Source organism: Streptomyces sp. NPDC023157, from assembly GCF_055560575.1.
Map to the genome: position 1 here is coordinate 970,285 of NZ_JBVHIL010000001.1, position 21,007 is coordinate 991,291.

The window sequence follows — 21,007 nt, forward strand, 5'->3', positions numbered from 1 at the left end:
ACCGCTGACCGCTGACCGCTGACCGCTGACGCGTCGGAGGAAACCACTCCGCCCCGGCGCGCGTCCCCCTACGGGGGGTGGCTCATGAGAAAGACCCTGTCCTACGCGGGCGCGGTGCTGATACCCGTCGGCACCGGTGTCCTGCTGCACCTGTGGGCGGGCTGGAGCATGCACAGCCCCGTCCGCCTCCCGGCCGTCCTCGCGCTGCTCGCCGGGCTCGGCCTGGCCGCCGTCGCCCTGTTCGCGCACAACGCCCTCTTCCGCGAGGGCGGCAGCATCGCCGCGGCGCTGCTGCTCCTGGCGGGCCTGGGCTCGGTGTGGGTGGAGGCGCGGGACTCCCGGATCCGCGCCGAGGTCGTCGAATGCCTCGTGGCGGGCAAGGTCACGAAGACCTACCACCCGACCTTCGGCGAGGGCGCCCCCGCCGAGAAGACGCTGTACCACCACCCGCTGAGCTGCCCGGGCGCCTACCCGTCGGAGTTCACGGCCGAACGCAAGGTCGGCGAGCAGGGCAAGACCGTACGCATCGCCTACGACCCCGCGCACCGGATGGACCCGATCCTGGCGAGCGACAACGTGGCGCACGGCTCGCTGGTCCTGCCGTCGGTCCTGCTGCTGCTCAGCGCGGCCCTGTCGGCCGTGGCCCTCGCGATGGAGGGCCGGGAGGAACCGTTCAGCCGAGCGCCATGAGCCCGGCCGCGGTGGGCCGGAAGCCGCACTCCTCGTAGAAGCGGGCGAGATGCGGCTCGAAGTCGACGTGCAGCCAGTGCGCCCCACGCTCACGCGCCGCACCGGCGGCGGCCCGCACCAGCGCCACCCCGAGCCCTTGGCGGCGCTCGTCGGGATGAACGGTCGTATCGAGCACGAACGCGTGCGCGCCACCATCCCCGACGACATTCACGTACCCGACGAGCCGCCCACCCCGCCGCGCGGTGACGTGCAGCAACCGCCGGGCGAGAACGGGCCCGAAGTCGGTGTCCTGGTGACCGGGCCAGGAGGCACGGAAGAGCTCGTTGAGCTCGGCGGCGGGGAGATCGGCGTCGATGACGAGGGCGGGGGCGTCGGGGCGGACGGGATCGGCATCGGCATCGAGGCTGCCCTGGCGTACGGGATCGGCGTCCCCCGCAAGCGAAGAAGACGTCACCGCGCCCCGCCACCGCCGCCCGGTGTGACGCTCAGCGACATGGGCACGCTGCGCAGGGCGACCGAGCCGTACGGGGTGCGCAGGCGCAGCCAGGGGCCGGTGGCGAGCAGGGTGACCGGGAGGTCGTGGTCGGGGAGGTCGGGCAGGAAGCCGAGGGACTGGGCCGCGTGGACGGCCCGCAGCGGCAGCCCGGCGGGGGCGAGGGTGCGGGACCAGATCTCGCGGCCGATGCGGTCGCGCTCGGCGCGGGTGCGCCGCTCCTCGCCGAGGGCCTCGTCGCGGGAGCGGAACTCGGCGACCGCCGCGGCGACCGCGCCCCGCAGGTCGGCGACGGACGGCACGCCGGCGACCGGCTCCCAGCCGGAGCGGGGCGGCAGGACGCCGGCCCACGGCGGGCCGGTGACGGCGTCGGGGACGACCGCCTTGCCCGCCGACTCCTCGATGCCTTCGAGGAGTTCGCCCGCGGAGACGGTCACGTCGAGGTCGACGTCGTCGACCAGGCGTGCCGTACGGATCGCGAGCACCTCGAAGGACGGCGGGCGCCCGAAAACGGCGAGCGCGCCGGCGCCGGCCTGGAGGCGGACGGCGGCGGCGCGGTCGAAGTGCAGCAGCCGGCGCAGGAAGGCGGCGAGGCCCGCCGCCTCCCTGGCGTCGGCGAAATGCAGGGGCGCGAGGACCATCATGCGGCGGACGTCATCCCGTCGTCGACGTACTCCTGGAGGAACGCACGCTCCTCCTCGGTGATCCGGCGCGGTCGCTGGGCCGCCAGATCGAAGGGCACGACGACCGTCGAGGCCCGTACGTACGTGACGTCCGGGTCCTTGATCTCGTACGCGATCGTCAGCGACGCCGCGCCTATCTTCGTGACCCAGGACTCGATGGTCACCGGCTCGTGCCGGTGGACCAGCGGGCGTACGTAGTCGATCTCGTGCCGGGCCACGACGGACCCGCCGGAGAAGGACGGGCTCCCGTTCCCCGGCGCCAGCCGGAACATGAAGTCGATCCGCGCCTCTTCCAGGTACCGCAGGAAGACGACGTTGTTGACGTGCCCGAAGGCGTCCATGTCCGACCAGCGCAGGGGGCAGGAGTAGAGGTGTCTCGCCATGGCGTCCGTCAGCCCCGGGTGAGCTTCTTGTACGTGGCGCGGTGCGGACGGGTGGCGTCCGGGCCGAGCCGCTCGATCTTGTTCTTCTCGTACGACTCGAAGTTGCCCTCGAACCAGAACCACTTGGACTCGCCCTCGTACGCCAGGATGTGCGTGGCGACCCGGTCGAGGAACCAGCGGTCGTGGGAGACGACCACGGCGCAGCCGGGGAACTCGAGGAGCGCGTTCTCGAGCGAGGACAGGGTCTCGACGTCGAGGTCGTTGGTCGGCTCGTCGAGGAGGAGCAGGTTGCCGCCCTGCTTGAGGGTGAGCGCGAGGTTGAGGCGGTTGCGCTCACCGCCGGAGAGCACGCCGGCCGGCTTCTGCTGGTCCGGGCCCTTGAAGCCGAACGCGGAGACGTAGGCGCGGGACGGCATCTCGACCTGGCCGACGTTGATGTAGTCCAGCTCGTCGGAGACGACGGCCCACAGCGTCTTCTTGGGGTCGATGTTGGCGCGGGTCTGGTCGACGTACGAGATCTTGACGGTCTCGCCGACCTTGATCTCGCCGGCGTCCGGGTCCTCGAGGCCCTGGAGCATCTTGAAGAGCGTGGTCTTGCCGGCGCCGTTCGGGCCGATGATGCCGACGATGCCGTTACGCGGCAGGGTGAAGCTGAGGTCGTCGATCAGGACCTTCTCGCCGAAGGCCTTGGAGAGGTTGTTGACCTCGACGACGATGGAGCCCAGACGCGGGCCCGGCGGGATCTGGATCTCCTCGAAGTCCAGCTTCCGCATCTTGTCGGCCTCGGCGGCCATCTCCTCGTAGCGCGCCAGACGCGCCTTGGACTTGGCCTGACGCCCCTTGGCGTTGGACCGCACCCACTCGAGCTCTTCCTTGAGGCGCTTGGCGCGCTTCTCGTCCTTCTTGCCCTCGACCTTGAGCCGCTCGGACTTCTTGGTGAGGTAGGTCGAGTAGTTGCCCTCGTAGGGGATGGCGCGACCGCGGTCGAGCTCGAGGATCCACTCGGCGACGTTGTCGAGGAAGTACCGGTCGTGGGTGATGGCCACGACGGTGCCCTTGTACTGGGCCAGGTGCTGCTCCAGCCAGTTCACGGACTCGGCGTCGAGGTGGTTGGTGGGCTCGTCGAGGAGCAGCAGGTCGGGCGCCTCGAGCAGCAGCTTGCAGAGGGCGACGCGGCGCTTCTCACCACCGGAGAGGTTGTTGACCGGCCAGTCGGCGGGCGGGCAGCCCAGCGCGTCCATGGCCTGCTCCAGCTGGGCGTCCAGGTCCCACGCGTTGGCGTGGTCCAGGTCCTCCTGGAGCTTGCCCATCTCGTCCAGCAGCGCGTCGGAGTAGTCGGTCGCCATCAGTTCGGCGATCTCGTTGAACCGGTTGAGCTTGCCCTTGATCTCGGCGACGCCGTCCTCGACGTTCTCCAGGACCGTCTTGGACTCGTCCAGCTTCGGCTCCTGCATGAGGATGCCGACGGAGTAGCCGGGGGCCAGGAACGCGTCACCGTTGGAGGGCTGCTCCAGACCGGCCATGATCTTCAGCACGGTGGACTTACCGGCACCGTTCGGGCCGACCACACCGATCTTCGCACCGGGCAGGAAGCTCAGCGTCACGTCATCGAGGATGACCTTGTCGCCGTGCGCCTTGCGCGTCTTGCGCATGGTGTAGATGTACTCAGCCAAGAGAAACCGTCCGGCAAGGAGTGAGTGGGCAGATACACCCCATCTTGCCTGACCGCCACCCCCCGGGGCCAACCAGTAGGTGGGGGACCCGCTGACCTGGGGGTTCCCGGGTCACCCTGGTAGCTGACCTGTCACTGCTGGTCGCCGTCGGTCACTTCTGAGCCCCTCGCACGGCCCACGGACGGCCCAGGAGTGCTCACTCAGACCTGCACGTCGCGGGGGGCCGCTCATCCCCCCACGTGGGTGGCGCCACGGGGCCCGGACGGGACGGTGCCAGATGGGGGTGGTTGCTGGGTTGCGGTACTGCGCTGCCGTACGCGCGAAAGCCTGCTCGCGCGAACACCAGCGCCCCGATCCATCCGGTTTGATCCGATCAGCCATACAGACGATCAGGCACGCCCCCTCCCCCCTCCCCTCGCAGGAGTCGTCGTATGGGCAGATGGTCCAACCATGAAGCGCTACCGTGATGGCTCAGTAACCGTGCGTGGGCGGCTGTCGAGGAGGGGACCATGCAGTCAAGCGACCGCAGGAAGACAATCAACCCGAGCGCCTACCTCGCACTGCTCGAGGCGCTGACCGCAATCTTCTGGAACAAGAAGCCGTTCGAGCTGTATGTCCGGAGCATGCTGAAGGACCACAGCGAACTCCTGACACCGCTGAACTTCTCGGCCACGAAGCGCGAGGTGTCGGGGCAGTTGGTCGACTTACTCCGAGCGAACGAAGGTCGGTACCTCGACCTTTCACTCGCACTGATGCTCGATATAGCCGACATGGAAACGTTTCCAAATCTGGCTTCGCAGGTCGACAACAGGCTCCTGGAGACCAAGGCCACGGCTGCCGTAGCCGAGCTGAAGCGCTGGACGGTCAAACAGCGTGAAGTCATCGCCGAATACGAGGCGCACGCCGGCCGAATCGCGGAGGACGCCAAGAAGGCCCAGTACAGCCGCGCGTTCTCCCAAGCCCACGAGGATCTGAAGCAACGCTTCCTGCTGATGCACGGAGCTGCTGACGTGCACCAACGGGGAAACGACTTCGAGTACTTCATCAACGAACTCTTCGCCCTGTACGACTTGGAGCCGAGAGCGTCCTACAGCCTGGCCCATGAGCAGATCGACGGAGCGTTCGCTTTCAACACCGACCACTACGTGCTGGAAGCCAAGTGGTGGAAGGAAAGGATCGGTAGGCCACTACTTGACGTCTTCCGAGCCAACATCGAACGCAAGGCCAAGAACACGTTGGGCCTGTACGTAAGCATGAGCGGCTTCACGTCAGATGCGCTGGCGGTCTACAGCTACAGCACGCCATTTCTCACGATGGACGGCCCCGACTTCATGGCGGTTCTCGACCAGCGCATCCGCTTGGATGAACTCATCCTCCGCAAGAAGCGGCACGCGAGCGAAACGGGTCACTGCTTCCTGCCCGTCGCGGAGATCCTCTCCCCATGAGCCACCCCGAGGCCGCGCCCGAGCCGCCGGCCAGCAAGTGGACAGAGCTTCGTGGACGATCTCGCACGGAGCTGCCGGAGGCAGCCCCTCATCAGCGGGAAACCGGCTGACGAAGGCTGTCTTGTGCCCTCCCCGGCACACCCGCAAGTACGGGCAGGGATGGCACTGGCACTCGGAAGGGGATCCGGAACCCATGACGCCGCGGGCAGGATGCCGTTGACGTGTTCTCTTCGATAGTCAGGGGGTCCCATGGGAAGCGCGCTCATCGGGTTGGCTGCCGCGGTGGTCGGTGTGACGGGCACGCTAATCGCCTCTGTCCTGTCACAACGCCTGCTAGGTCGCGCCCAGTCCGAGCAGTTCGAGCGGCAGCAGCAGGTGGCCGCAGCGCAGTGGCACCGCGAGCAGCAGCTGGCCGAGCTGAACCGTCGGCGCGACGCCTACATGCAGGTCAACGCGTCCCTCCGACGCTACCGAACGCATCTTCTGAACTTCCTGTGGACCGTACACAAGGGAGCAGTCACGCCGGAGGCGCGGGAGCTGGTCGAGGAAGCGCGGCGCGATCACCACTCAGTCTTCGCCGAGGCTCAGCTCATCGCGTCCGCAGCTGTTCTGGCCGAGCTGGACGAGATGACGAAGGTCTTGTCCGAGGTCTACCGGCGGACCATGTGCCTGGAAGAGGGGAGGCCTGATCCGGATGGGTCCTTCGACGACATAAGGACGGACTTCGTTCGCCTTTGGGCACGATGGGAGAGGATGCGCGGCGTCATGCGCACCGACCTCGGAGTCGGGCACGGTACCGACGAGCAAGCGGCAATCGGAACCTGACAGCTCTCCCACCGCAAACGGGACGGCCCCGCCGCGCGGTGCGCGGCGGGGCCGTCCGTCAGGTCACCCGATCGGTGACCGTCGTGTCCTACTGACCGGCGGTCTTCTTCCGGCGGAGGAAGAACACCGCGCCGCCGCCGACCACGACGAGCGCGGCGGCAACGCCGGCGATCATCGGGGTGGCGCTGGAGCCACCGGTCTCGGCGAGGTCGCCACCACCGGTGGTGGAGCCGGTGGTACCGGCGCCGCCGGTGGCCGGGGTCTCAGACGGAGACGGGGTGCCGGAGGGGGTCTCAGAGGGCTTCGGGCCGGGGGTGGCCGTCTTGCAGTCGAGGACGCCCTTGAAGGTCTTGGAGAAGTTGTTCGGGCCGGTGACGGTGAAGTCGTAGGCCTCGTCCTCGGCGACCGGGACGGTGATCGTCTTGGACTCGCCCGGGGCGATCTTGTACTCCACGCCCTTCAGGTCGAAGGTCCAGTCCTCGTCGCCCTCGTTGGACGCGGTGATGTCGAGGCCGCCCTTGGCGCAGTTCTTCTCGGCCGAGACAGCCGGGATCGCACCCTTCTTGGCCCAGGTTCCGGTGGCCTTGGCGGCGACCGTCGAGGTGCTGGTGCCGGCCAGGATCAGGGTCTGGCTCTTGACCCTCGTCGAGACGAAGGCACGGCCGATCGGGACCGTGGTGTCAGCCTTCACGCTCAGCTCGGCCGAGCCGTCGGCGGTGCCTGCGGGCACGTCGAAGAAGACCTGGCTGCCGTTGGAGACGTCGGTGACGACCTTGCCGTCCTTGTCGACGATCTTCACACCGGCCGGGGCGCCCGGGGTGAGAGAGACGACGGCCTTCTCGGCGTTGGTGCTGACCGTGATCGGGCCGAGGCGCTCGCCGACCTTGCCGGCGACGGAAGACGGCGACAGGCTCAGGGAAGCCTTGGGCTCCTCGAGGTTCTGCGCCTCCTTCTCCAGGTAGTCGGTCAGCTTCTGGGCCTCGGTGTCGACGGGCTTGGCGTCCAGACCGTCGGAGAAGTGCCAGATCGCGGCCTGCGTCGCGGCAGCGGCCGTCTTCTTGGTCAGGCTCTTGGCGCCGACCTTCGACGCCAGCGCGGCGAGGTCGTTGACCTGCGGGTAGGAGTTCTGCAGGATCCAGCGGATCTTGCCGGCGTCCTTGTTGTTGTGCAGGGAGGAGGCTTCCCAGCCGACCTCCTTGTACTCCTCGTCCTTGAGCGCTTCCGTGCGGAAGTCGATGCAGTAGGTCTGGATCGACCCACCGGGCTTGACGTCCATCTGGAAGAGACCGGCCGCGACGGGCTGGTCCTTGCCCGCGACCGTCACGCGGTCCCAGACGGTGAGGTTGCCGAGCGTCGCGGTGGCACCACCCGTGCCGTGCTCACCGTCGTCGGCCATGGCCGGACCGGCGATCGCTATGGACCCGGCCGCGACGAGGCCAGAGACCAGGGTCGCGGCGGCAAGGCGGGCAACGCCGCGCCTCCGTACAGAAAACATGGATTTCCCCTCCGGGCAGGCGGCTCCGCGTCATCGATCGATACGCGTGGGGGGAGCACCTGCCAGCACACTCACTGACCCACTGAAAGCAAGCGCCTCATGAGTACTCGGGAATCCTAGGTAAGCGGAACCCCCCGGTGTCCACTCGTGCCATCTGATAACCATACCGACTCGAAATCGTTATCAGACCTAGGAAGTTGACAACGAAACCGCTGGTCACGGTATCGACATATCCCCACAACGCAAGGTCAGGAAGCCGTTACGAGATCGCCTGAAACCCCCTCAACCACGGCCCCCAGAACGGGCTCCAGAGCCGGGTCGACAGCCGGGTCCACCGCCGGCTCCGGCGTCTGCCAGAGGTCGGCCGGAGGTGGTTGCGGAACCCCTGCTTCCGCTAGCGGGACTTCAGGATTCTGGCGGGCCGTCCGGCGGAAGGCCGCCGTCCCGCGGGTCAGGTCGTGGCCCACGGCCACCGCGTCGACGTCCACGAAGGTCTTCCGCTGCCCGTCGCGCTCCTCCTCGCGCACCTTCAACCGACCGTGCACCACCAACGGTTCGCCCACCGAGACGGAGGCCGCCACGTTCATCCCCAGCGAGCGCCAGGCGGAGACCGAATAGAAGCTGGTGGGACCGTCCGTCCACAGCGCCCGCTCCCGGTCCCAGCGACGGGCCGTCACCGCGAAGCGGAACCTGGCCACCCCTCCCGTCACCGTCTCCCGATACTCCACATTGGTCGCCACGTTGCCGACCAGCGTCACCGTCGTCTCGTTCATGCCCGTACCCCTCCCCTTGCCGTTCGGCCGCGCATCGGCCACGGAATCCATGCTGGCTCCCGGCGGCGAAATCCGCTGAAGCCTGTGGATAAGGGGAGGGTTGGGGATAACTCCGTCACCCGTGCGAGGGGTTGGGGAGAGGGAGGGGCGAGGGGGAAGGGGGTAAGAGGGTGGTGCGGGGCGGAGCGTTACCGTGCCCTCGCCGCCCCCGCCTTCCTCGTCGGCCCCAGCTTCGTCGCCCCGATCCGCGTCCCGCCGATCCGCGCCGCCATCCGCGTCGCGCCCGACGCCGTGACGTACTGCTCGCGCACCTCCCGGTACCGCATCAGTTCCGCCGCGATGGGGTCGAGGACCCTGGCCCTGCCGCACGCGGACGCCGCCTCGCGCAGCCGGCGTTCGGCGTCCTGGCCGTAGCGCCGGGCCGGGCCCCGTACCGCCGCCGCGCAGGCCCACTCGACCAGCGGGCCGCCGATGATCCCGGCGATCATGATCAGTACGGGCGGCCACAGCAAGGGCTCCACCACGCCGACGATCTGGGCCACCAGCCACAGCGCGCCGAAGATCTGCAGGAACGTCATCACCACCTGCGCGAAGACCGCCGCCGGCCACCACGCGGGGCGGGGCGGCCGGGCCGCCGGGTCGCCCATGGAGACGGTCAGTTCGTCCAGCGCCTCCGGCAGCCCGTCGGCGCCCCGCAGCGCCGCCTCGCGCACGGCGTGCGCCCACGGTCCGGGCAGTCCGCGCGAGGCCTCGTCGGAAACGATCCGTACCGCCTGCTCCACCCGCTGGCGGGCGGTCAGCTCGTCCTCGACCGGGTTCTCCAGGCGCGGGTCGGTACTGCCGTGCGCGCGGACCCGCTCGTACCAGCGGTACAGCCGCAGCCACGGCGTGCCGCAGGCGCGGATGGCGCCGCGCCGCCAGACGCGTTCGGCGGCCTCGCCCGCGGCCTGGGCGCCGACGGCGAGCGCGAGGCGGTCGGCGAACTCCTCCCGGGCCCGCTCCCCCAATCCGGGCCGCCCGTCCGCCACGTACACCGGCCGCAGCCGGGCCGCGGCGGCGTCCACGTCGGCGGACAGGCGCCGTTCGGGTGCGGTGCGGTCCTGGACGAACCGGCCGAGGAGCTCGCGCAGTTCCGGCACGCCGTCCCCGGTGAGCGCGGACAGGGCGAGGACGGTCGCGCCGGGCTCGCCGTGCTCCCCGAGGGCCATGCCGTCCTCGTCGAGGAGGCGGCGCAGGTCGTCGAGGACGAGGTCGGCGGCCTCGGTGCCGAGCCGGTCGGTCTGGTTGAGCACGACGAAGGTGATCTCGGCGTGCCCGGCGAGCGGCCGCAGATACCGCTCGTGCAGGGCGGCGTCCGCGTACTTCTCGGGGTCCACCACCCAGATCACCGCGTCCACGAGCCCGAGCAGCCGGTCGACCTGGTCGCGGTGGGCGGTGACGGCCGAGTCGTGGTCGGGCAGGTCGATGAGGACGAGGCCCTGGAGTTCGGCGTCGCCCGCACCGCCCGCGAGCGGCCTGCGGCGCAGCCGCCCGGGAATACCGAGCCGGTCGAGCAGCCCCGCGGCGCCCTCGGACCAGCTGAGGGCGATCGGCGCGGACGTGGTGGGGCGGCGCAGTCCCGTGTCGGAGACGGGTACGCCGGCGAGCGCGTTGAAGAGGGTGGACTTGCCGCTGCCGGTGGCCCCGGCGATGGCGACGACGGTGTGGCGCGCGGAGAGCCGCTGCCGCGCGGCCGCCTCGTCGAGCACCCGGCCCGCCTCGGCGAGGGCCTCGTTCTCGACCCGGGTACGGGAGAGGCCGACGAGCTCGTGGAGGGCGTCGAGCCGGGTGCGCAGGGGGCCGCCGTAGACCCCGCCGAGCGGCGGAAGCCCGTCCGCTTCGTCGTCGTCGCCGACCCGCACCGCGCCGGCCCCCTCCACCCCTTTGGGGGCGGCCCGTTCGGCGGCCCGACGCGCGATGAGCCCGTCGTCCCAGCGGGAGCGGCCGGATTCGCGGCCGGAATCACGGCCGAAATCGCGGCCGGCGTCACGGCCGTCATCACGGCCGGCGTCACGCTCCCGATCGGAACCGCGAGCCCCGTCACTCACACCAGCCTCTCCGGCCCCGCCGCCGCCCCCAACCCCATCGCCCACTCCACTCCCCACTCCACTCCCAGCTCCACTCCCCGCATCAATCCCTGCGTCACTCACTGCGTCACTTCTCCTTCTGCAGTACGGAGAGCGCGGCGATCAGCTCGGCCTGCGGCTCGGGGGTCACGTCGAGGGCGTCGAGGGGTGCGAGGCGCCGGTCGCGTTCGGTGTGGAGGGCGCGGTCGAGGTACGTGCGGAGCAGCTCGCCGCCCTTGTCGCGGAGGAGCAGGGCGCCCTGGGCGCCGAGGAGTTCGGCGAGGCGGTCGCCCGCGGCGCGGGTGCGACGCCCACCGAGGAGGACGGCGGCGAGGAGGGCGGTGAGGGTCTCGTTGTCGGGCGCGGCGGCGGTGGCGGAGCGTCCCCGGCCGGAGGTCCGTCCCTGACCCCGGCCCGGGCCGCGTCCCGGGCCGCGTCCGGAGCCCCGGGCGGTGGCCGGGCGTTCCATCCCGCGTACCTCTTCCTCGACCGTCTCCTCCAGGACGCGCCGCCAGCGCCGTACGGTCATGGCGATCCGCTCGCCGGCGTCCTTTCCGGGGCCGGTCCGGTCGCCGGGGGCGAGCGCGCCGGCGGCGGGTTCGCGGTGCCAGGCGTCCCGTACCCGCTCGTCGGCGGCGGCGACGGCGCACTGGACGAGGGCGGCGAGGGATTCGACGAGGGCGTCGAGGAGTTCCTCGGCCGTGCTGTCGCGGGGGTAGCCGCGCCAGCGGGTACGGGCGTCCCCGGCCAGGACGGCACCGCGGCGCACCTGCTCGCGGACCCGCTTCCCCTGGTCCCCGTACGCGTTTTCGACGGCGCCGCCGAGGCGTACGGCCGCCGCGTACTGGGCGGCGACGGCGCCCGCGAGTTCGGGCATGCGGGTGTCGAGGGAGTCGATGACACCGGCGGCGGTACGGCCGACGGCCTGCTGGCGGGCGGCCGGGTCCTGCGCGCAGTGGGCGAGCCAGCCGCGCAGCGGGGCGACCGCGGTGTCGGGGAGCAGTCCGCTGCCGCCGCCCGCGGACTCGGGGAGCTCGGGGATGGTGAACCGGGGCAGGTCGCCGAGTCCGGCCTTGTCGAGGAGGGCCTCGTACTGGCGGGAGACCTCGCCGATGACCTGGTGGGGGACCCGGTCGAGGACGGTGACGAGGGTGGCGTCGTACTCCTTCGCCGTACGGAGCAGATGCCAGGGGACGGCGTCGGCGTAGCGGGAGGCGGTGGTGACCATGACCCAGATGTCGGCGGCGCAGATCAACTCGGCGGCGAGGAGCCGGTTCTCGACGACGAGGGAGTCGATGTCGGGGGCGTCGAGGAGGGCGAGGCCGCGGGGCAGGGTGGCGGCGGTCTCGACGCGGAGGGAGTTCTCCTCCTCGGGTTCCTCGCGCTCCTCGATGGGGCGCTCCTCGTCCTGCTGGGGCAGCCAGACGCGGGTGAGCTGGGGCAGTACGCGCATGCCGGCGAACCAGTGGTGGTCCTCGGGGTGGCAGACCAGGACGGGGGTACGGGTGGTCGGCCGCAGCACTCCGGCCTCGCTGACGCGGCGCCCGACCAGCGAGTTGACGAGCGTGGACTTGCCGGCCCCGGTGGACCCGCCGACGACGGCGAGCAGCGGGGCGTCGGGATCTCTGAGACGGGGCACCAGATAGTCGTCGAGCTGGGCGAGCAGCTCGGCGCGGGTCTGGCGGGCCCGGGGGGCGCCCGGGAGGGGGAGGGGGAGACGCACGGCGGCGACACGGTCGCGCAGGGCGGAGAGTGCGTCGATCAGCTGAGGCCGTTCGTCCAAGGTCACCACATGTGAAGAATGCCCAATTTTGGAGGCTTTTTGAAGCGTATTGGGACCCTACGCGCCGACCGAACGGATGTAGCCGGGAGACCTCAGGCATAACGAGTGCACAACACCCGGCCCGAGTGGCGCGAAAAGCGCTGCGCGAATCGCACCTGCCTGCGATTATCGGACCGCTTCACCGAACCTCCACATCGTGGCACGCAGGTGAAGCAACCGGGCCAGGGGGATCGGAGCCCTATCCTTGTCCCGTCAGGCCACACCCGCCCCACCCGCGGACCCCGGCCCACCACCGGGCCACCGCCGGCCCCCGTAGCTCAGCGGATAGAGCAGGTGCCTTCTAAGCACTTGGCCGCAGGTTCGAGTCCTGCCGGGGGCGCAAGATCGGGACCCTCCCTCTGGGAGGGTCTTTTTGCTGGTCGGGGGTGGTTTTCGGTCACCGGGCAGAGGCCCGGTGGAGAAGCCAGAGGGGCTCGATCTGTCCGGCTGGAACCGGACACAGCAGCCTGGGGAAGCCCGCTGGCGGTGTCGGCGCGAGTCCCGTCCGAGCCGAAGCTGAGCCGCTGTGCCGGGTCCCGCCGGGCCGCCGCTTCGAGCGAGGCCCGCGTCTTCCTTGCGCTCTGGGGAACGGCGCCCCCTAGTAGGGCCTGTCATGGTCCGCGCGATTCCCCAGCCGGTGGGGTCCCGTTGCCCGTCAGGTCGCCGCCGAGGCCCGTGAGCGAGCGCAGCGGGAGTTCGGGTTTGGGCCACGGGATGATGAAGACGGTGCGGTCCGTCGTGTCCGCCCCCTGCCCCGTACCAGCTCGAGACGACGATCCGCCGACCGCCCACGAGCTGGGCGTTCTCCGGCGCCCGCCGGGGCCCGTCAGGCCCTGCGGCACGTGGACCAGCGTGCTGCTGACCTCGCCGGCTTCCTGGCAGAAGCCCTTGGCCCCTGCCGCGGCGACCGGCTGGCACAGCGGGCGCGCGACCCGCGCCATGCCTCCGATGACTTGGCTGATGCCCGCCTTCGGGATCCCGCTCCCGCCGTTCTCCACGGCCGCGATGTCCTGGGCGAACCGTGTCCGGCGCTCCGGCCGGACGCCGTCCGCGGATTCGGTCAGGGCCATCTTCCAGGCCGGGTCGACCGGCCTCGGCGTGTCGCGGCGGCGACCTCCCCGTTCGGGACCGGCGCCGCCGCGGCCTGCTGCGGCAGCAGAGCCACCATCAGCAAAGCCGCCGTCACCTAGCCCGTCACATATCCCGTGGCATGACCGCCACGCCCCCACCTCGGCATTCGGTGCCCTCTCCCTCTCCGGACGAGCCCGCACAGTAACCCGGCGGCGGAGCCGGGCACTTCCCGCACCGGCGGCGCGGCTCGCCCGCCCGGCGCAAGCGGCGTCCCCCGTGCGAAGGCGAGCGAACGTTTCTGCCGTGACGGCGGGGGCGAGGCCCCGGGGATGATCTCCGCGCCCCGGTCCGGTCGCCCGGGGAACGCCCGCACGCCCCCGCACGCCCCGCGCACCGTCCCCGGAGGTGGCCCCCGTGGCCCTCGTCATCGTCGTCGCCGTCCTCGCCCTGCTCGCGGGCCTCGCCGCGAACCGCTGGCTGCGGCCGCGGCTGCTCAACGCCGACGACGACGAGGGGATGGCCGTCAAGGACCTCGTCGGTCCGCTCCTGACGCTGACCGTGCTGCTGCTCGCCTTCGTCCTCGTCACCGCCAACGGCTCGTACGGCAAGGCCGAGGTCTCCTCGCGGGGCGAGGCCCGCGCCCTCGACCAGCTCGTGGAGACCGCCGAGTACGCGCCGGTGCTCCAGCGGGCCAGGATCCAGGGCGACGCGGTCTGTTACGCCCGTGCCGTACGCGTACAGGAGTGGCCGGCGATGGCCGACGGGAACGGTTCGCCGGCTCCCAGCGTGTGGTCGACCGACTTCCGTACGGCCTTCAGGACACTGGAGGGGAAGCCGGTCTTCGGCATGCTGGTCGCCGCCGACAACAAGCGGTCCGACGAGCGCGAGGAGCGCCTCACCCAGGCGACCGCCAGCATTCCCAGCGCCATCTTCTGGTTCCTGCTGGCCACTCTGACCATCACGGTCGTGGCCCTGGGCATCTGCCTGCCGCGCCGGAACAACCGGGGCCAGATCCTCACCCTCGCCGTGATCACCGCCCTGCTGACCACGACCCTGTGCATCATCCGCGACGTCGACCGCCCCTTCGGCGGCATCATCGACGTCCAGCCGACCGCCATCGCCGAGGCCGAACGCCAGGCAGAACGCGACTTCAAGGCCAACCACCCGACCGACGACCTGCCCTGCGACGCCGCCGGCAACCGCCTCGCGGCCTGAGAGGCGGGGTGTCGCCGCGGGCTGTCCCGGCGAACGCGTGGCGGCAGGCGTGTGACGGCGACTCAAGAGCGGCGGACGCGCGCCCCGAACGGGGTAGACACCTCGTGTGAACATGACGCCCGGGACTCCCCGTATCGAGCGGCTCCTCCAGGACGGGGTCCGCGCCCTCGCCTTCCCCGGAGCCGTCTGGGCCGTCGGTGACGCCGGCGGGACGGCGGCGGGCGGCGCCGTCGGGCTGCTCGATCCCGCGCGGCCCGACGAGCCCACCCGGCCCGACACCCTCTTCGACCTGGCCAGCCTCACGAAGGTGATCGCCGTGTGGCCGGTCGTGGGCACGCTGGTCGAGGCCGGGAAACTCCACCTGCACACGCCGCTGGGCACCTTCTGGCCGGAGGTCGCCGGGCACCCGCTGGCCGCGGTCACCCCGCACCAGCTCCTCACCCACACGGCGGGACTGCCGCTGCGGGCCAACCTGCGCCATCTGTACGGCACCGACCCCCAGGACGTACGGGACGGGGTGCTGCGCGAGGAGCTGCGGCGGCTGCCCGGCGAGGCCGTCGAGTACACGGACCGGGCGGCGCTCGTGCTCGGTTACCTCGCCGAGCACCTGACCGGCCGGCCGCTGCGGGAGCTGGCCGCCGACCGGATCTGGGGGCCGCTCGGCATGACGGAGACGCGGTACGGGCCGCTGTCGGCGCCCGTGGCCGCGCGCTGCGCGCCGACGGAGTACGACGACGAGACCGGCACCCGTCTGAAGGGCATCGTGCACGACTTCTCCAGCCGGCTGCTCGGGGGCGCGTGCGGGATAGCGGGCGCCTTCTCCACGGCCGAGGACCTGGGGCGTTTCCTCGCGCATGTGCTGGGCGCGTCGGCCGACGCGCCCGGCCCGTTCGGCTCCGGCTGGGTCGCGGAGTCCCTCCGTATCCGTACCGGTGAACTCGCCCCGCCGCGTGGCCTGTTCTGGCATGTCGCGCCGGGGACGGGGGTACGGGAGGACGTCTGGACGCACACGGGCTTCACCGGCACCGGCATGTGGGTCAGCCCCGCGCGGGGGCGCTGGGCGGTGCTCCTCACCAACAAGCTGTACTTCACGCGGGAGACCGGCCCGGTGACGGCGGTGCGCGACGCGTTCCGGGCGGCGGTCTTTTCGGCCACGTGACCGGAGGCCGGTGGAGTCGTTGCACGCCGTAAACGATCACGTAGGCGAACGGCAGTGGAGGCGCGACAGTGGGTGACGATCGGACGGTGCTGGTCGGAGAGCTGGTCGAGGAGTCGGTCGACGGGCGGGCCGGGGAGCTGGTCCTGGGTGACGCGGCGGATGTGCTGCGGGCGGCCGAGGAGGTGGCCGAGGGGCGTGCGGTGGTGCACGGCTTCGCGAACTTCTACGCGGTGACCGCCCGCGCCGACCGGGCCGTCGTGGAGCGGGTCAACCTGCTGAAGGGACGCCCGGCCGGGCAGACCGGCAGCGTCACGACCGTGCCGTCCGCCGTGCCCGGCCTGTTCGACTGGACCCGGCTGCCCGAGGAGCTGCCCCGGCGGCAGGTCCGGTCGCTGCTGGAGGAGCTGTACGAGCTCGGCCCGTTCGGCTTCCGTGGGCCGGCGGCGGGGCGCGTGCCGGGGCATCTGACGGCGGTCGCGGACGGGGTGCGGACCGTGCAGGTCATCGCGCCGGGCCGGGACTGCCCGTCGAACGCGTTCTTCGCCGCGGCCCTGGAGCGCACGGGCGCGGAGTTCCTGTTCATCACCTCGGCCAACCGGTCGCGGCAGCTGCCGCACTGGCGTGCCGAGGGGGTCGTCGCGGACTTCGGTCCGGAGCCGGGGATGCGGGTGCTCGCGCACGCCGACGACGCCGTGGCCCGGCGTGGGTATCCGCACCATGAACCGGTGTCGACGAGTGTGGTCTCCTTCCACCGCCCGGCGGGACGCGGCCGTTCGGGACTGCCCGCGATCACCCTGGAACGCCAGGGTTCCCTGTCGGCCGACCACATCCGTTCGATCGCCGCCAACCACGGCTTCGCCCTGGCCCTCGCGCCGGGGGCGGCGCCCCGGCCACGGGCCCGCGCCTATGTGCCGGTGCCGGGCGGCGGGCGGGACGACGCGGCCGGGGTGCCGCGGGCGGGCGTTCAGGCGCGGTAGGCGCGCAGGAAGGCGGCCACTCCGCCGGTGAGGAGGCGGTCGGTCTCCTCCTGGGGGAGCGGCACGACGCCGTAGTGGGAGCGCTGGACGATCGTGGAGGAGCTGAGGGCCACGTAGTGGACGGCGGCGAGGGCGGCGTCGCCGTGCACGTCGAGCAGCCCGGCGTCGGCGAGCCCCGCGAGGGCCCCGGCGAGGGCTTCGGTGACGGGGGCGGGGCCGGCCTGCTGCCAGGCGCCCATGACGTCGGCGGGGACGTGGCCGGCCTCGGCGTGGATGTGCCGGACGAGCGCGAAGTGGTCCGGGTACTCGGCGATCAGGTCGGTGAACGCGTAGGCCAGGGCGACCAGGTCGCGCTCCAGCAGGTCGGGGTGGGGTGGCCGGGCGGGGTCCAGGAGGGCGTGGAGCCGGGCGAGCTGGGCGTCCCGGACGGTGTTGGCGGTCCACGTGATGACCGTACGGAAGAGCTCGGCCTTGCCGCCGGGGAAGTGGTTGTAGAGCGTGCGCGTGGAGACGCCGGCTGCGGCGGCGAGCGAGTCGACGGAGGCGCGGGCGTAGCCGTCGCGGCCGAAGACGGAGCAGGCCGCGCGGACCACCGCGAGCTGCTTCTCCAGTTTGCGGGGCGGGATCTCGCGCCGGGCCCGCTCGATCCAGGCCTCGTTGCCGCTGCCCATGCACTCCTCCTCGTCGACACCGCAGCGTAACCGCCACGGAGAACTACAACGTGCGTTGCACTTTCTACAACGCTCGTTGTACTTTACCGGGAGCGCGCCGGACGCACCCCGCGTCCGCACCGCTCCGGGAGGGGACCCGCCATGCCTGACACCACCACCGAGGCCACCGCCGCCACCGCCGCCACCGCCGCCACCGCCGCCACCGAGATCACCGCGGAGAGCACGGCCGAGGCCGCCGCCACCGCCCCGCTGCGCGTCGTCGTCCTCGTCGGCAGCGTCCGCGAGGGGCGCCAGGGCGGGGCAGTCGCCGACTGGTTCCTCGGCGTGGCCCGCCGCCACGGCGGCCTGGAGCTCGACGTCGTCGACCTGGCCGAGGTCGACCTGCCGCTCGTCATGCCCGGCTGGGGCGGTCAGCCGGACGCGCGGGCCGCCGCCGCGCTCGCCGAGGTCTCACCGCGACTGGCCGCCGCCGACGCCTTCGTGGTCGTCACGCCCGAGTACAACCACAGCTTCCCCGCCGCCCTGAAGAACCTCATCGACTGGCACCACGAGCAGTGGCACGCCAAGCCCGTCGGCTTCGTCTCCTACGGCGGCCTCGGCGGCGGCCTGCGCGCCGTCGAACAGCTCCGGACGGTCTTCGCCGAGCTGCACGCCACCACCGTCCGTGACTCCGTCAGCCTGCACGGCCCCTGGTCCGGACTCGGCCCGGACGGCACGCCGCGCGACACGGCCGTCGCCGAGGGAGCGGCGAAGGGCATGCTCGGCCAGCTCAACTGGTGGGGCCGGGCCCTGCGCGCCGCCCGCACCGCCCTCCCCTACCAGGCCTGAGGGGAGCGGTACCGATGAGCACCACAGCCCCCCGCACCGAGGGGGCCGCCACCGCCGACGGGCCCGGCCCCGCGTCCGGCACCCCGCTGGGCCGGGTCCTCACCGTCGTCGTCATCGGCTCCGTGATGTCCGTCCTCGACGTGACCATCGTCAACGTCGCCCTGCGCAAGCTGTCCGAGGCCTTCGACGCCCCGCTGGCCACCATCCAGTGGACCGCGACCGCATACTCGCTCGCCCTGGCCGCCGTCATCCCGACGGCCGCCTGGGCCATGGGCCGGATCGGCGCCAAGCGCACGTACCTCACCGCCCTCACCCTCTTCACCCTCGGCTCCCTGCTCGCCGCGTTCGCCTGGGACGCGGGCAGCATGATCGCCTTCCGCGCGGTCCAGGGGCTCGGCGGCGGACTGCTCATGCCGGTGGGCATGGCCATGGTGATGCGGGCGGCCGACCCCGAACGCTTCGGGCGGGCGATGGCCCTGCTCGGACTGCCCATCCTGGTCGGCCCGGTGGCCGGGCCCGCGCTCGGCGGCTGGCTCCTCGACGCCGCCTCCTGGCACTGGATCTTCCTGGTCAACCTGCCCGTCGGCGCCGTCGCGCTGCTCCTCGCCGCCCGGCTCCTCCGCCCCGACGCCCCGCGCCCCGGAACCCCCGCGCCCCGCCTGGACGTCCCCGGCCTGCTGACCCTCTCCCCCGGCCTCGCCCTGCTCCTGTACGGGCTCGCCCACGGCGCCGAGACCGCCGACTTCGCCACCCCGGCGACCCTGGCCCCCACGCTGGCCGGCGTCCTGCTCGTCGCCCTCTTCGTCCGACGGGCCCTGACGACCCGTGAGCCGCTGCTCGACCTGCACCTGCTGCGCGACCGCACCTTCGCGGTGGGCATCGGCACCCTGGCCCTGTTCACCTGCGGCTACTTCGGCTCCATGCTCCTCACTCCGATGTACTGGCAGGGCGTACGCGGTTTCAGCTCGACCACCGCCGGCCTGCTCGTCGCCCCCGTCGGGCTCACCGTCGGCGTGACCATGCAGATCGCCGCCCGCCGCGTCGACCGCACCTCCCCCCGGCGCCTGATCCCCGCCGGCGTCGCCCTCGCCGCCCTCGGCATGGGCCTGACGGCCCTGCAAACCGGCACGGCGGGCGTGGCACCCTGGCGGGTCGTCGCGGCGGCGATGCTGATGGGCGTGGGTGCGGGCATGGTCCTGATGCCGACGATGACCACGGCCAGCCGCTCCCTCCCCAAGGACCGCATGGCCGCCGCGAGCACCTTCCTCGGCATCAACTCGCAGCTCGGCGCCTCCGTGGGCACGGCCCTGTGCTCGGTCGTCCTCAGCACCGCCGGCACCGACCCGGCCGGCTTCCGCACGGCCTTCGCCGTGGCGGCGGCCCTGCTGGCGGCGGCGGTACTGCCGGCACTGCTGCTGCCGGGGCGGGCGTCGCGTACGGCTTGAGCGGGGCTGGATCCCGTATCCAATATCCGGGATCCCACATCCGGGACCCCACATCCGGGATCCACCCTCCCCCACCCCACCCCCAGTCCGTCTTGTTTTCCAACCCACGCCCCCTATGGTGAGTCCGGAAATCAAACGGACCCACCATAGGGGGCGTGGCGTTCCATGTCAGCCAAGAAGCCGCTTCCGGCCCGCCTGGCCGGCCATCCGTCCGTACGCGCGGTGCTCGCGGCCCGCGAGGCCGAGCCGCGTGCCGCGCGGCCGCCCGCCGTCGTGGACGCCGCGTGGCTGCGGGAGTTGTGTCTGCGGGCGGGGGCCGACGACGCGGCGGCCGTGAGTCTCAGCCATCCCGACCTGGCCGGTGAGCGGGAGCACGCGGAGGGCGCGCTGCCCGGGACGCGGACGCTGGTCTCGCTCGTCGTGCGGATGAACCGGGACGACGTGCGGTCGGCGGCCCGGAGCGTGGCCAACCACGAGTTCCACCGCGCGGGGGAGCTCGTCAACGACGCGGCCCGTACGGTCGTGCGGGAGCTCCAGGACGCCGGGTACCGGGCGGTGAACCCGTCGGCGACCTTCCCCATGGAGATGGACGCGTTCCCCGGCCGCGTCTGGGTCGTGGCGCACAAGACCGTCGCCGTGGCGGCGGGCCTCGGCGTGATGGGGCTGCACCGCAACGTCATCCACCCGAAGTTCGGCAGCTTCGTGCTGCTCGCCACCGTCCTCCTGGACGCCGAGGTGTCCTCGTACGGGCAGCCCCTGGACTACAACCCCTGCGTGGAGTGCAAGCTGTGCGTCGCCGCGTGCCCGGTCGGGGCGCTCTCCAAGGACGGCGACTTCGACTTCCTGGCCTGTGCGACGCACAACTACCGGGAATTCATGGCCGGGTTCACCGACTACGTCCAGACGGTGGCCGACAGCACGGACGCCGCCGACTTCCGCTCGCGGGTGACGGACGCGGAGAACGCCTCCATGTGGCAGAGCCTCGCGTTCAAACCCAACTACAAGGCGGCTTACTGCCTGGCCGTCTGCCCGGCCGGCGAGGACGTCCTCGGGCCGTACCTCGACGACCGCAAGGCCTTCATGGACACCGTCCTGCGCCCGCTCCAGGAGAAGAAGGAGACGTTGTACGTGCTCCCCGGCTCCCCCGCCCAGGAGTACGCGCGGCGCCGCTTCCCGCACAAGCCGGTGAAGGAGGTCAGCGGGGGCTGGCAGAAGCCGGCGGCGCCCTGACCGGCAGCGGCGGCAGCACAGGCC

The 21,007-nt window shown here is 71.8% G+C and carries 19 protein-coding genes and 1 tRNA gene; 10 read left to right on the plus strand and 10 right to left on the minus strand.

The window, feature by feature from the left end; translation table 11 throughout:
• Positions 1-84 precede the first annotated feature (84 nt).
• On the plus strand, positions 85-690 hold the full coding sequence (locus tag ACZ3ZE_RS04435; protein WP_467257284.1) for a hypothetical protein: 606 nt from the start codon (positions 85-87) through the stop codon (positions 688-690).
• Here the strand turns inward: ACZ3ZE_RS04435 and ACZ3ZE_RS04440 are convergent.
• Genes ACZ3ZE_RS04440 through ettA form a run of 4 tightly spaced genes read right to left on the minus strand, consistent with a single transcriptional unit; the run spans position 674 to position 3,922 of the window.
• The gene (locus ACZ3ZE_RS04440) at positions 674-1,144 is read right to left on the minus strand and encodes a GNAT family N-acetyltransferase (protein WP_361163035.1); all 471 of its coding nucleotides are present in this window, start codon (positions 1,142-1,144) and stop codon (positions 674-676) included. The two genes, ACZ3ZE_RS04435 and ACZ3ZE_RS04440, sit on opposite strands and share 17 nt — an antisense overlap.
• Positions 1,141-1,827: a DUF8010 domain-containing protein gene (locus tag ACZ3ZE_RS04445; RefSeq protein WP_361163033.1), complete on the minus strand. Its 687-nt coding sequence runs from the start codon at positions 1,825-1,827 to the stop codon at positions 1,141-1,143. Before ACZ3ZE_RS04445 ends, ACZ3ZE_RS04440 begins: the two co-directional genes overlap by 4 nt.
• A complete protein-coding gene (locus ACZ3ZE_RS04450) occupies positions 1,824-2,249 on the minus strand; it encodes an acyl-CoA thioesterase (RefSeq protein WP_361163031.1) in 426 nt (141 codons plus the stop codon). The genes ACZ3ZE_RS04445 and ACZ3ZE_RS04450 overlap by 4 nt, the downstream gene beginning before the upstream one ends.
• Positions 2,250-2,257: 8 nt before the next feature.
• Positions 2,258-3,922 (minus strand): energy-dependent translational throttle protein EttA, encoded by a 1,665-nt coding sequence (gene ettA, locus ACZ3ZE_RS04455; RefSeq protein ID WP_361622453.1) that lies wholly within the window; start codon positions 3,920-3,922, stop codon positions 2,258-2,260.
• Between the two features lie 509 nt (positions 3,923-4,431).
• Between ettA and ACZ3ZE_RS04460 the strand changes: the two genes are divergently transcribed.
• Both ACZ3ZE_RS04460 and ACZ3ZE_RS04465 read left to right on the plus strand, forming a co-directional pair.
• Positions 4,432-5,367 (plus strand): restriction endonuclease, encoded by a 936-nt coding sequence (locus ACZ3ZE_RS04460; protein WP_467257286.1) that lies wholly within the window; start codon positions 4,432-4,434, stop codon positions 5,365-5,367.
• Between the two features lie 249 nt (positions 5,368-5,616).
• Positions 5,617-6,192: a hypothetical protein gene (locus ACZ3ZE_RS04465; RefSeq protein WP_361163025.1), complete on the plus strand. Its 576-nt coding sequence runs from the start codon at positions 5,617-5,619 to the stop codon at positions 6,190-6,192.
• An 88-nt stretch (positions 6,193-6,280) separates the two neighbouring features.
• Here the strand turns inward: ACZ3ZE_RS04465 and ACZ3ZE_RS04470 are convergent, their stop codons facing one another.
• The 4 genes from ACZ3ZE_RS04470 to ACZ3ZE_RS04485 form a co-directional block, all read right to left on the minus strand.
• Positions 6,281-7,687, minus strand: a complete 1,407-nt coding sequence (locus ACZ3ZE_RS04470; RefSeq protein WP_361163023.1) for a Cys-Gln thioester bond-forming surface protein — start codon at positions 7,685-7,687, stop codon at positions 6,281-6,283.
• A gap of 248 nt (positions 7,688-7,935) precedes the next feature.
• A complete protein-coding gene (locus ACZ3ZE_RS04475) occupies positions 7,936-8,460 on the minus strand; it encodes a single-stranded DNA-binding protein (protein ID WP_361163021.1) in 525 nt (174 codons plus the stop codon).
• 188 nt (positions 8,461-8,648) lie between these two features.
• On the minus strand, positions 8,649-10,547 hold the full coding sequence (locus tag ACZ3ZE_RS04480) for a GTPase (protein ID WP_467257288.1): 1,899 nt from the start codon (positions 10,545-10,547) through the stop codon (positions 8,649-8,651).
• A gap of 106 nt (positions 10,548-10,653) precedes the next feature.
• The gene (locus ACZ3ZE_RS04485; RefSeq protein ID WP_361163017.1) at positions 10,654-12,348 is read right to left on the minus strand and encodes a dynamin family protein; all 1,695 of its coding nucleotides are present in this window, start codon (positions 12,346-12,348) and stop codon (positions 10,654-10,656) included.
• Between the two features lie 306 nt (positions 12,349-12,654).
• Here ACZ3ZE_RS04485 and ACZ3ZE_RS04490 point away from each other — a divergent pair.
• Positions 12,655-12,727: transfer RNA gene (locus ACZ3ZE_RS04490), tRNA-Arg, on the plus strand.
• A 271-nt stretch (positions 12,728-12,998) separates the two neighbouring features.
• On the opposite strand, the gene ACZ3ZE_RS04495 is transcribed toward ACZ3ZE_RS04490, so the two are convergent.
• Positions 12,999-13,457, minus strand: a complete 459-nt coding sequence (locus ACZ3ZE_RS04495) for a hypothetical protein (protein WP_467257290.1) — start codon at positions 13,455-13,457, stop codon at positions 12,999-13,001.
• A 415-nt stretch (positions 13,458-13,872) separates the two neighbouring features.
• Here ACZ3ZE_RS04495 and ACZ3ZE_RS04500 point away from each other — a divergent pair, with 415 nt between their 5' ends.
• The 3 genes from ACZ3ZE_RS04500 (at position 13,873) to ACZ3ZE_RS04510 (ending at position 16,809) form a co-directional block, all read left to right on the plus strand.
• Positions 13,873-14,673 (plus strand): bestrophin-like domain, encoded by an 801-nt coding sequence (locus ACZ3ZE_RS04500; RefSeq protein WP_361163013.1) that lies wholly within the window; start codon positions 13,873-13,875, stop codon positions 14,671-14,673.
• Positions 14,674-14,785: 112 nt separating this feature from the next.
• Positions 14,786-15,832, plus strand: a complete 1,047-nt coding sequence (locus tag ACZ3ZE_RS04505) for a serine hydrolase domain-containing protein (protein ID WP_467257516.1) — start codon at positions 14,786-14,788, stop codon at positions 15,830-15,832.
• Between the two features lie 86 nt (positions 15,833-15,918).
• On the plus strand, positions 15,919-16,809 hold the full coding sequence (locus ACZ3ZE_RS04510; RefSeq protein ID WP_467257292.1) for a hypothetical protein: 891 nt from the start codon (positions 15,919-15,921) through the stop codon (positions 16,807-16,809).
• Here ACZ3ZE_RS04510 and ACZ3ZE_RS04515 read toward each other — a convergent pair.
• Positions 16,797-17,480, minus strand: a complete 684-nt coding sequence (locus ACZ3ZE_RS04515) for a TetR/AcrR family transcriptional regulator (protein ID WP_467257294.1) — start codon at positions 17,478-17,480, stop codon at positions 16,797-16,799. The genes ACZ3ZE_RS04510 and ACZ3ZE_RS04515 overlap by 13 nt on opposite strands.
• A 141-nt stretch (positions 17,481-17,621) precedes the next feature.
• On the opposite strand from ACZ3ZE_RS04515, the gene ACZ3ZE_RS04520 reads away from it, so the two are divergent.
• The 3 genes from ACZ3ZE_RS04520 to ACZ3ZE_RS04530 all read left to right on the plus strand — a co-directional run bounded on the left by ACZ3ZE_RS04520 (position 17,622) and on the right by ACZ3ZE_RS04530 (position 20,983).
• A complete protein-coding gene (locus ACZ3ZE_RS04520) occupies positions 17,622-18,308 on the plus strand; it encodes an NADPH-dependent FMN reductase (protein WP_467257296.1) in 687 nt (228 codons plus the stop codon).
• A gap of 14 nt (positions 18,309-18,322) precedes the next feature.
• Positions 18,323-19,753: a DHA2 family efflux MFS transporter permease subunit gene (locus ACZ3ZE_RS04525; protein WP_467257298.1), complete on the plus strand. Its 1,431-nt coding sequence runs from the start codon at positions 18,323-18,325 to the stop codon at positions 19,751-19,753.
• 165 nt (positions 19,754-19,918) lie between these two features.
• Complete coding sequence (locus tag ACZ3ZE_RS04530; protein WP_467257299.1) at positions 19,919-20,983, plus strand: 4Fe-4S binding protein; 1,065 nt, start codon at positions 19,919-19,921, stop codon at positions 20,981-20,983.
• Positions 20,984-21,007 lie beyond the last annotated feature (24 nt).

What these genes read in the sequence shown, in the direction of transcription:
- ACZ3ZE_RS04460 (WP_467257286.1), top strand. Translation starts at nt 4,432, where the DNA reads ATGCAGTCAAGCGACCGCAGGAAGACAATCAACCCGAGCGCCTACCTC.
- ACZ3ZE_RS04505 (WP_467257516.1), top strand. Translation starts at nt 14,786, where the DNA reads ATGACGCCCGGGACTCCCCGTATCGAGCGGCTCCTCCAGGACGGGGTC.
- ACZ3ZE_RS04530 (WP_467257299.1), top strand. Translation starts at nt 19,919, where the DNA reads ATGTCAGCCAAGAAGCCGCTTCCGGCCCGCCTGGCCGGCCATCCGTCC.
- ACZ3ZE_RS04520 (WP_467257296.1), top strand. Translation starts at nt 17,622, where the DNA reads ATGCCTGACACCACCACCGAGGCCACCGCCGCCACCGCCGCCACCGCC.
- ACZ3ZE_RS04450 (WP_361163031.1), bottom strand. Translation starts at nt 2,249, where the DNA reads ATGGCGAGACACCTCTACTCCTGCCCCCTGCGCTGGTCGGACATGGAC.
- ACZ3ZE_RS04515 (WP_467257294.1), bottom strand. Translation starts at nt 17,480, where the DNA reads ATGGGCAGCGGCAACGAGGCCTGGATCGAGCGGGCCCGGCGCGAGATC.
- ACZ3ZE_RS04445 (WP_361163033.1), bottom strand. Translation starts at nt 1,827, where the DNA reads ATGATGGTCCTCGCGCCCCTGCATTTCGCCGACGCCAGGGAGGCGGCG.
- ACZ3ZE_RS04435 (WP_467257284.1), top strand. Translation starts at nt 85, where the DNA reads ATGAGAAAGACCCTGTCCTACGCGGGCGCGGTGCTGATACCCGTCGGC.
- ACZ3ZE_RS04475 (WP_361163021.1), bottom strand. Translation starts at nt 8,460, where the DNA reads ATGAACGAGACGACGGTGACGCTGGTCGGCAACGTGGCGACCAATGTG.
- ACZ3ZE_RS04465 (WP_361163025.1), top strand. Translation starts at nt 5,617, where the DNA reads ATGGGAAGCGCGCTCATCGGGTTGGCTGCCGCGGTGGTCGGTGTGACG.
- ACZ3ZE_RS04525 (WP_467257298.1), top strand. Translation starts at nt 18,323, where the DNA reads ATGAGCACCACAGCCCCCCGCACCGAGGGGGCCGCCACCGCCGACGGG.
- ACZ3ZE_RS04495 (WP_467257290.1), bottom strand. Translation starts at nt 13,457, where the DNA reads ATGGCCCTGACCGAATCCGCGGACGGCGTCCGGCCGGAGCGCCGGACA.
- ACZ3ZE_RS04470 (WP_361163023.1), bottom strand. Translation starts at nt 7,687, where the DNA reads ATGTTTTCTGTACGGAGGCGCGGCGTTGCCCGCCTTGCCGCCGCGACC.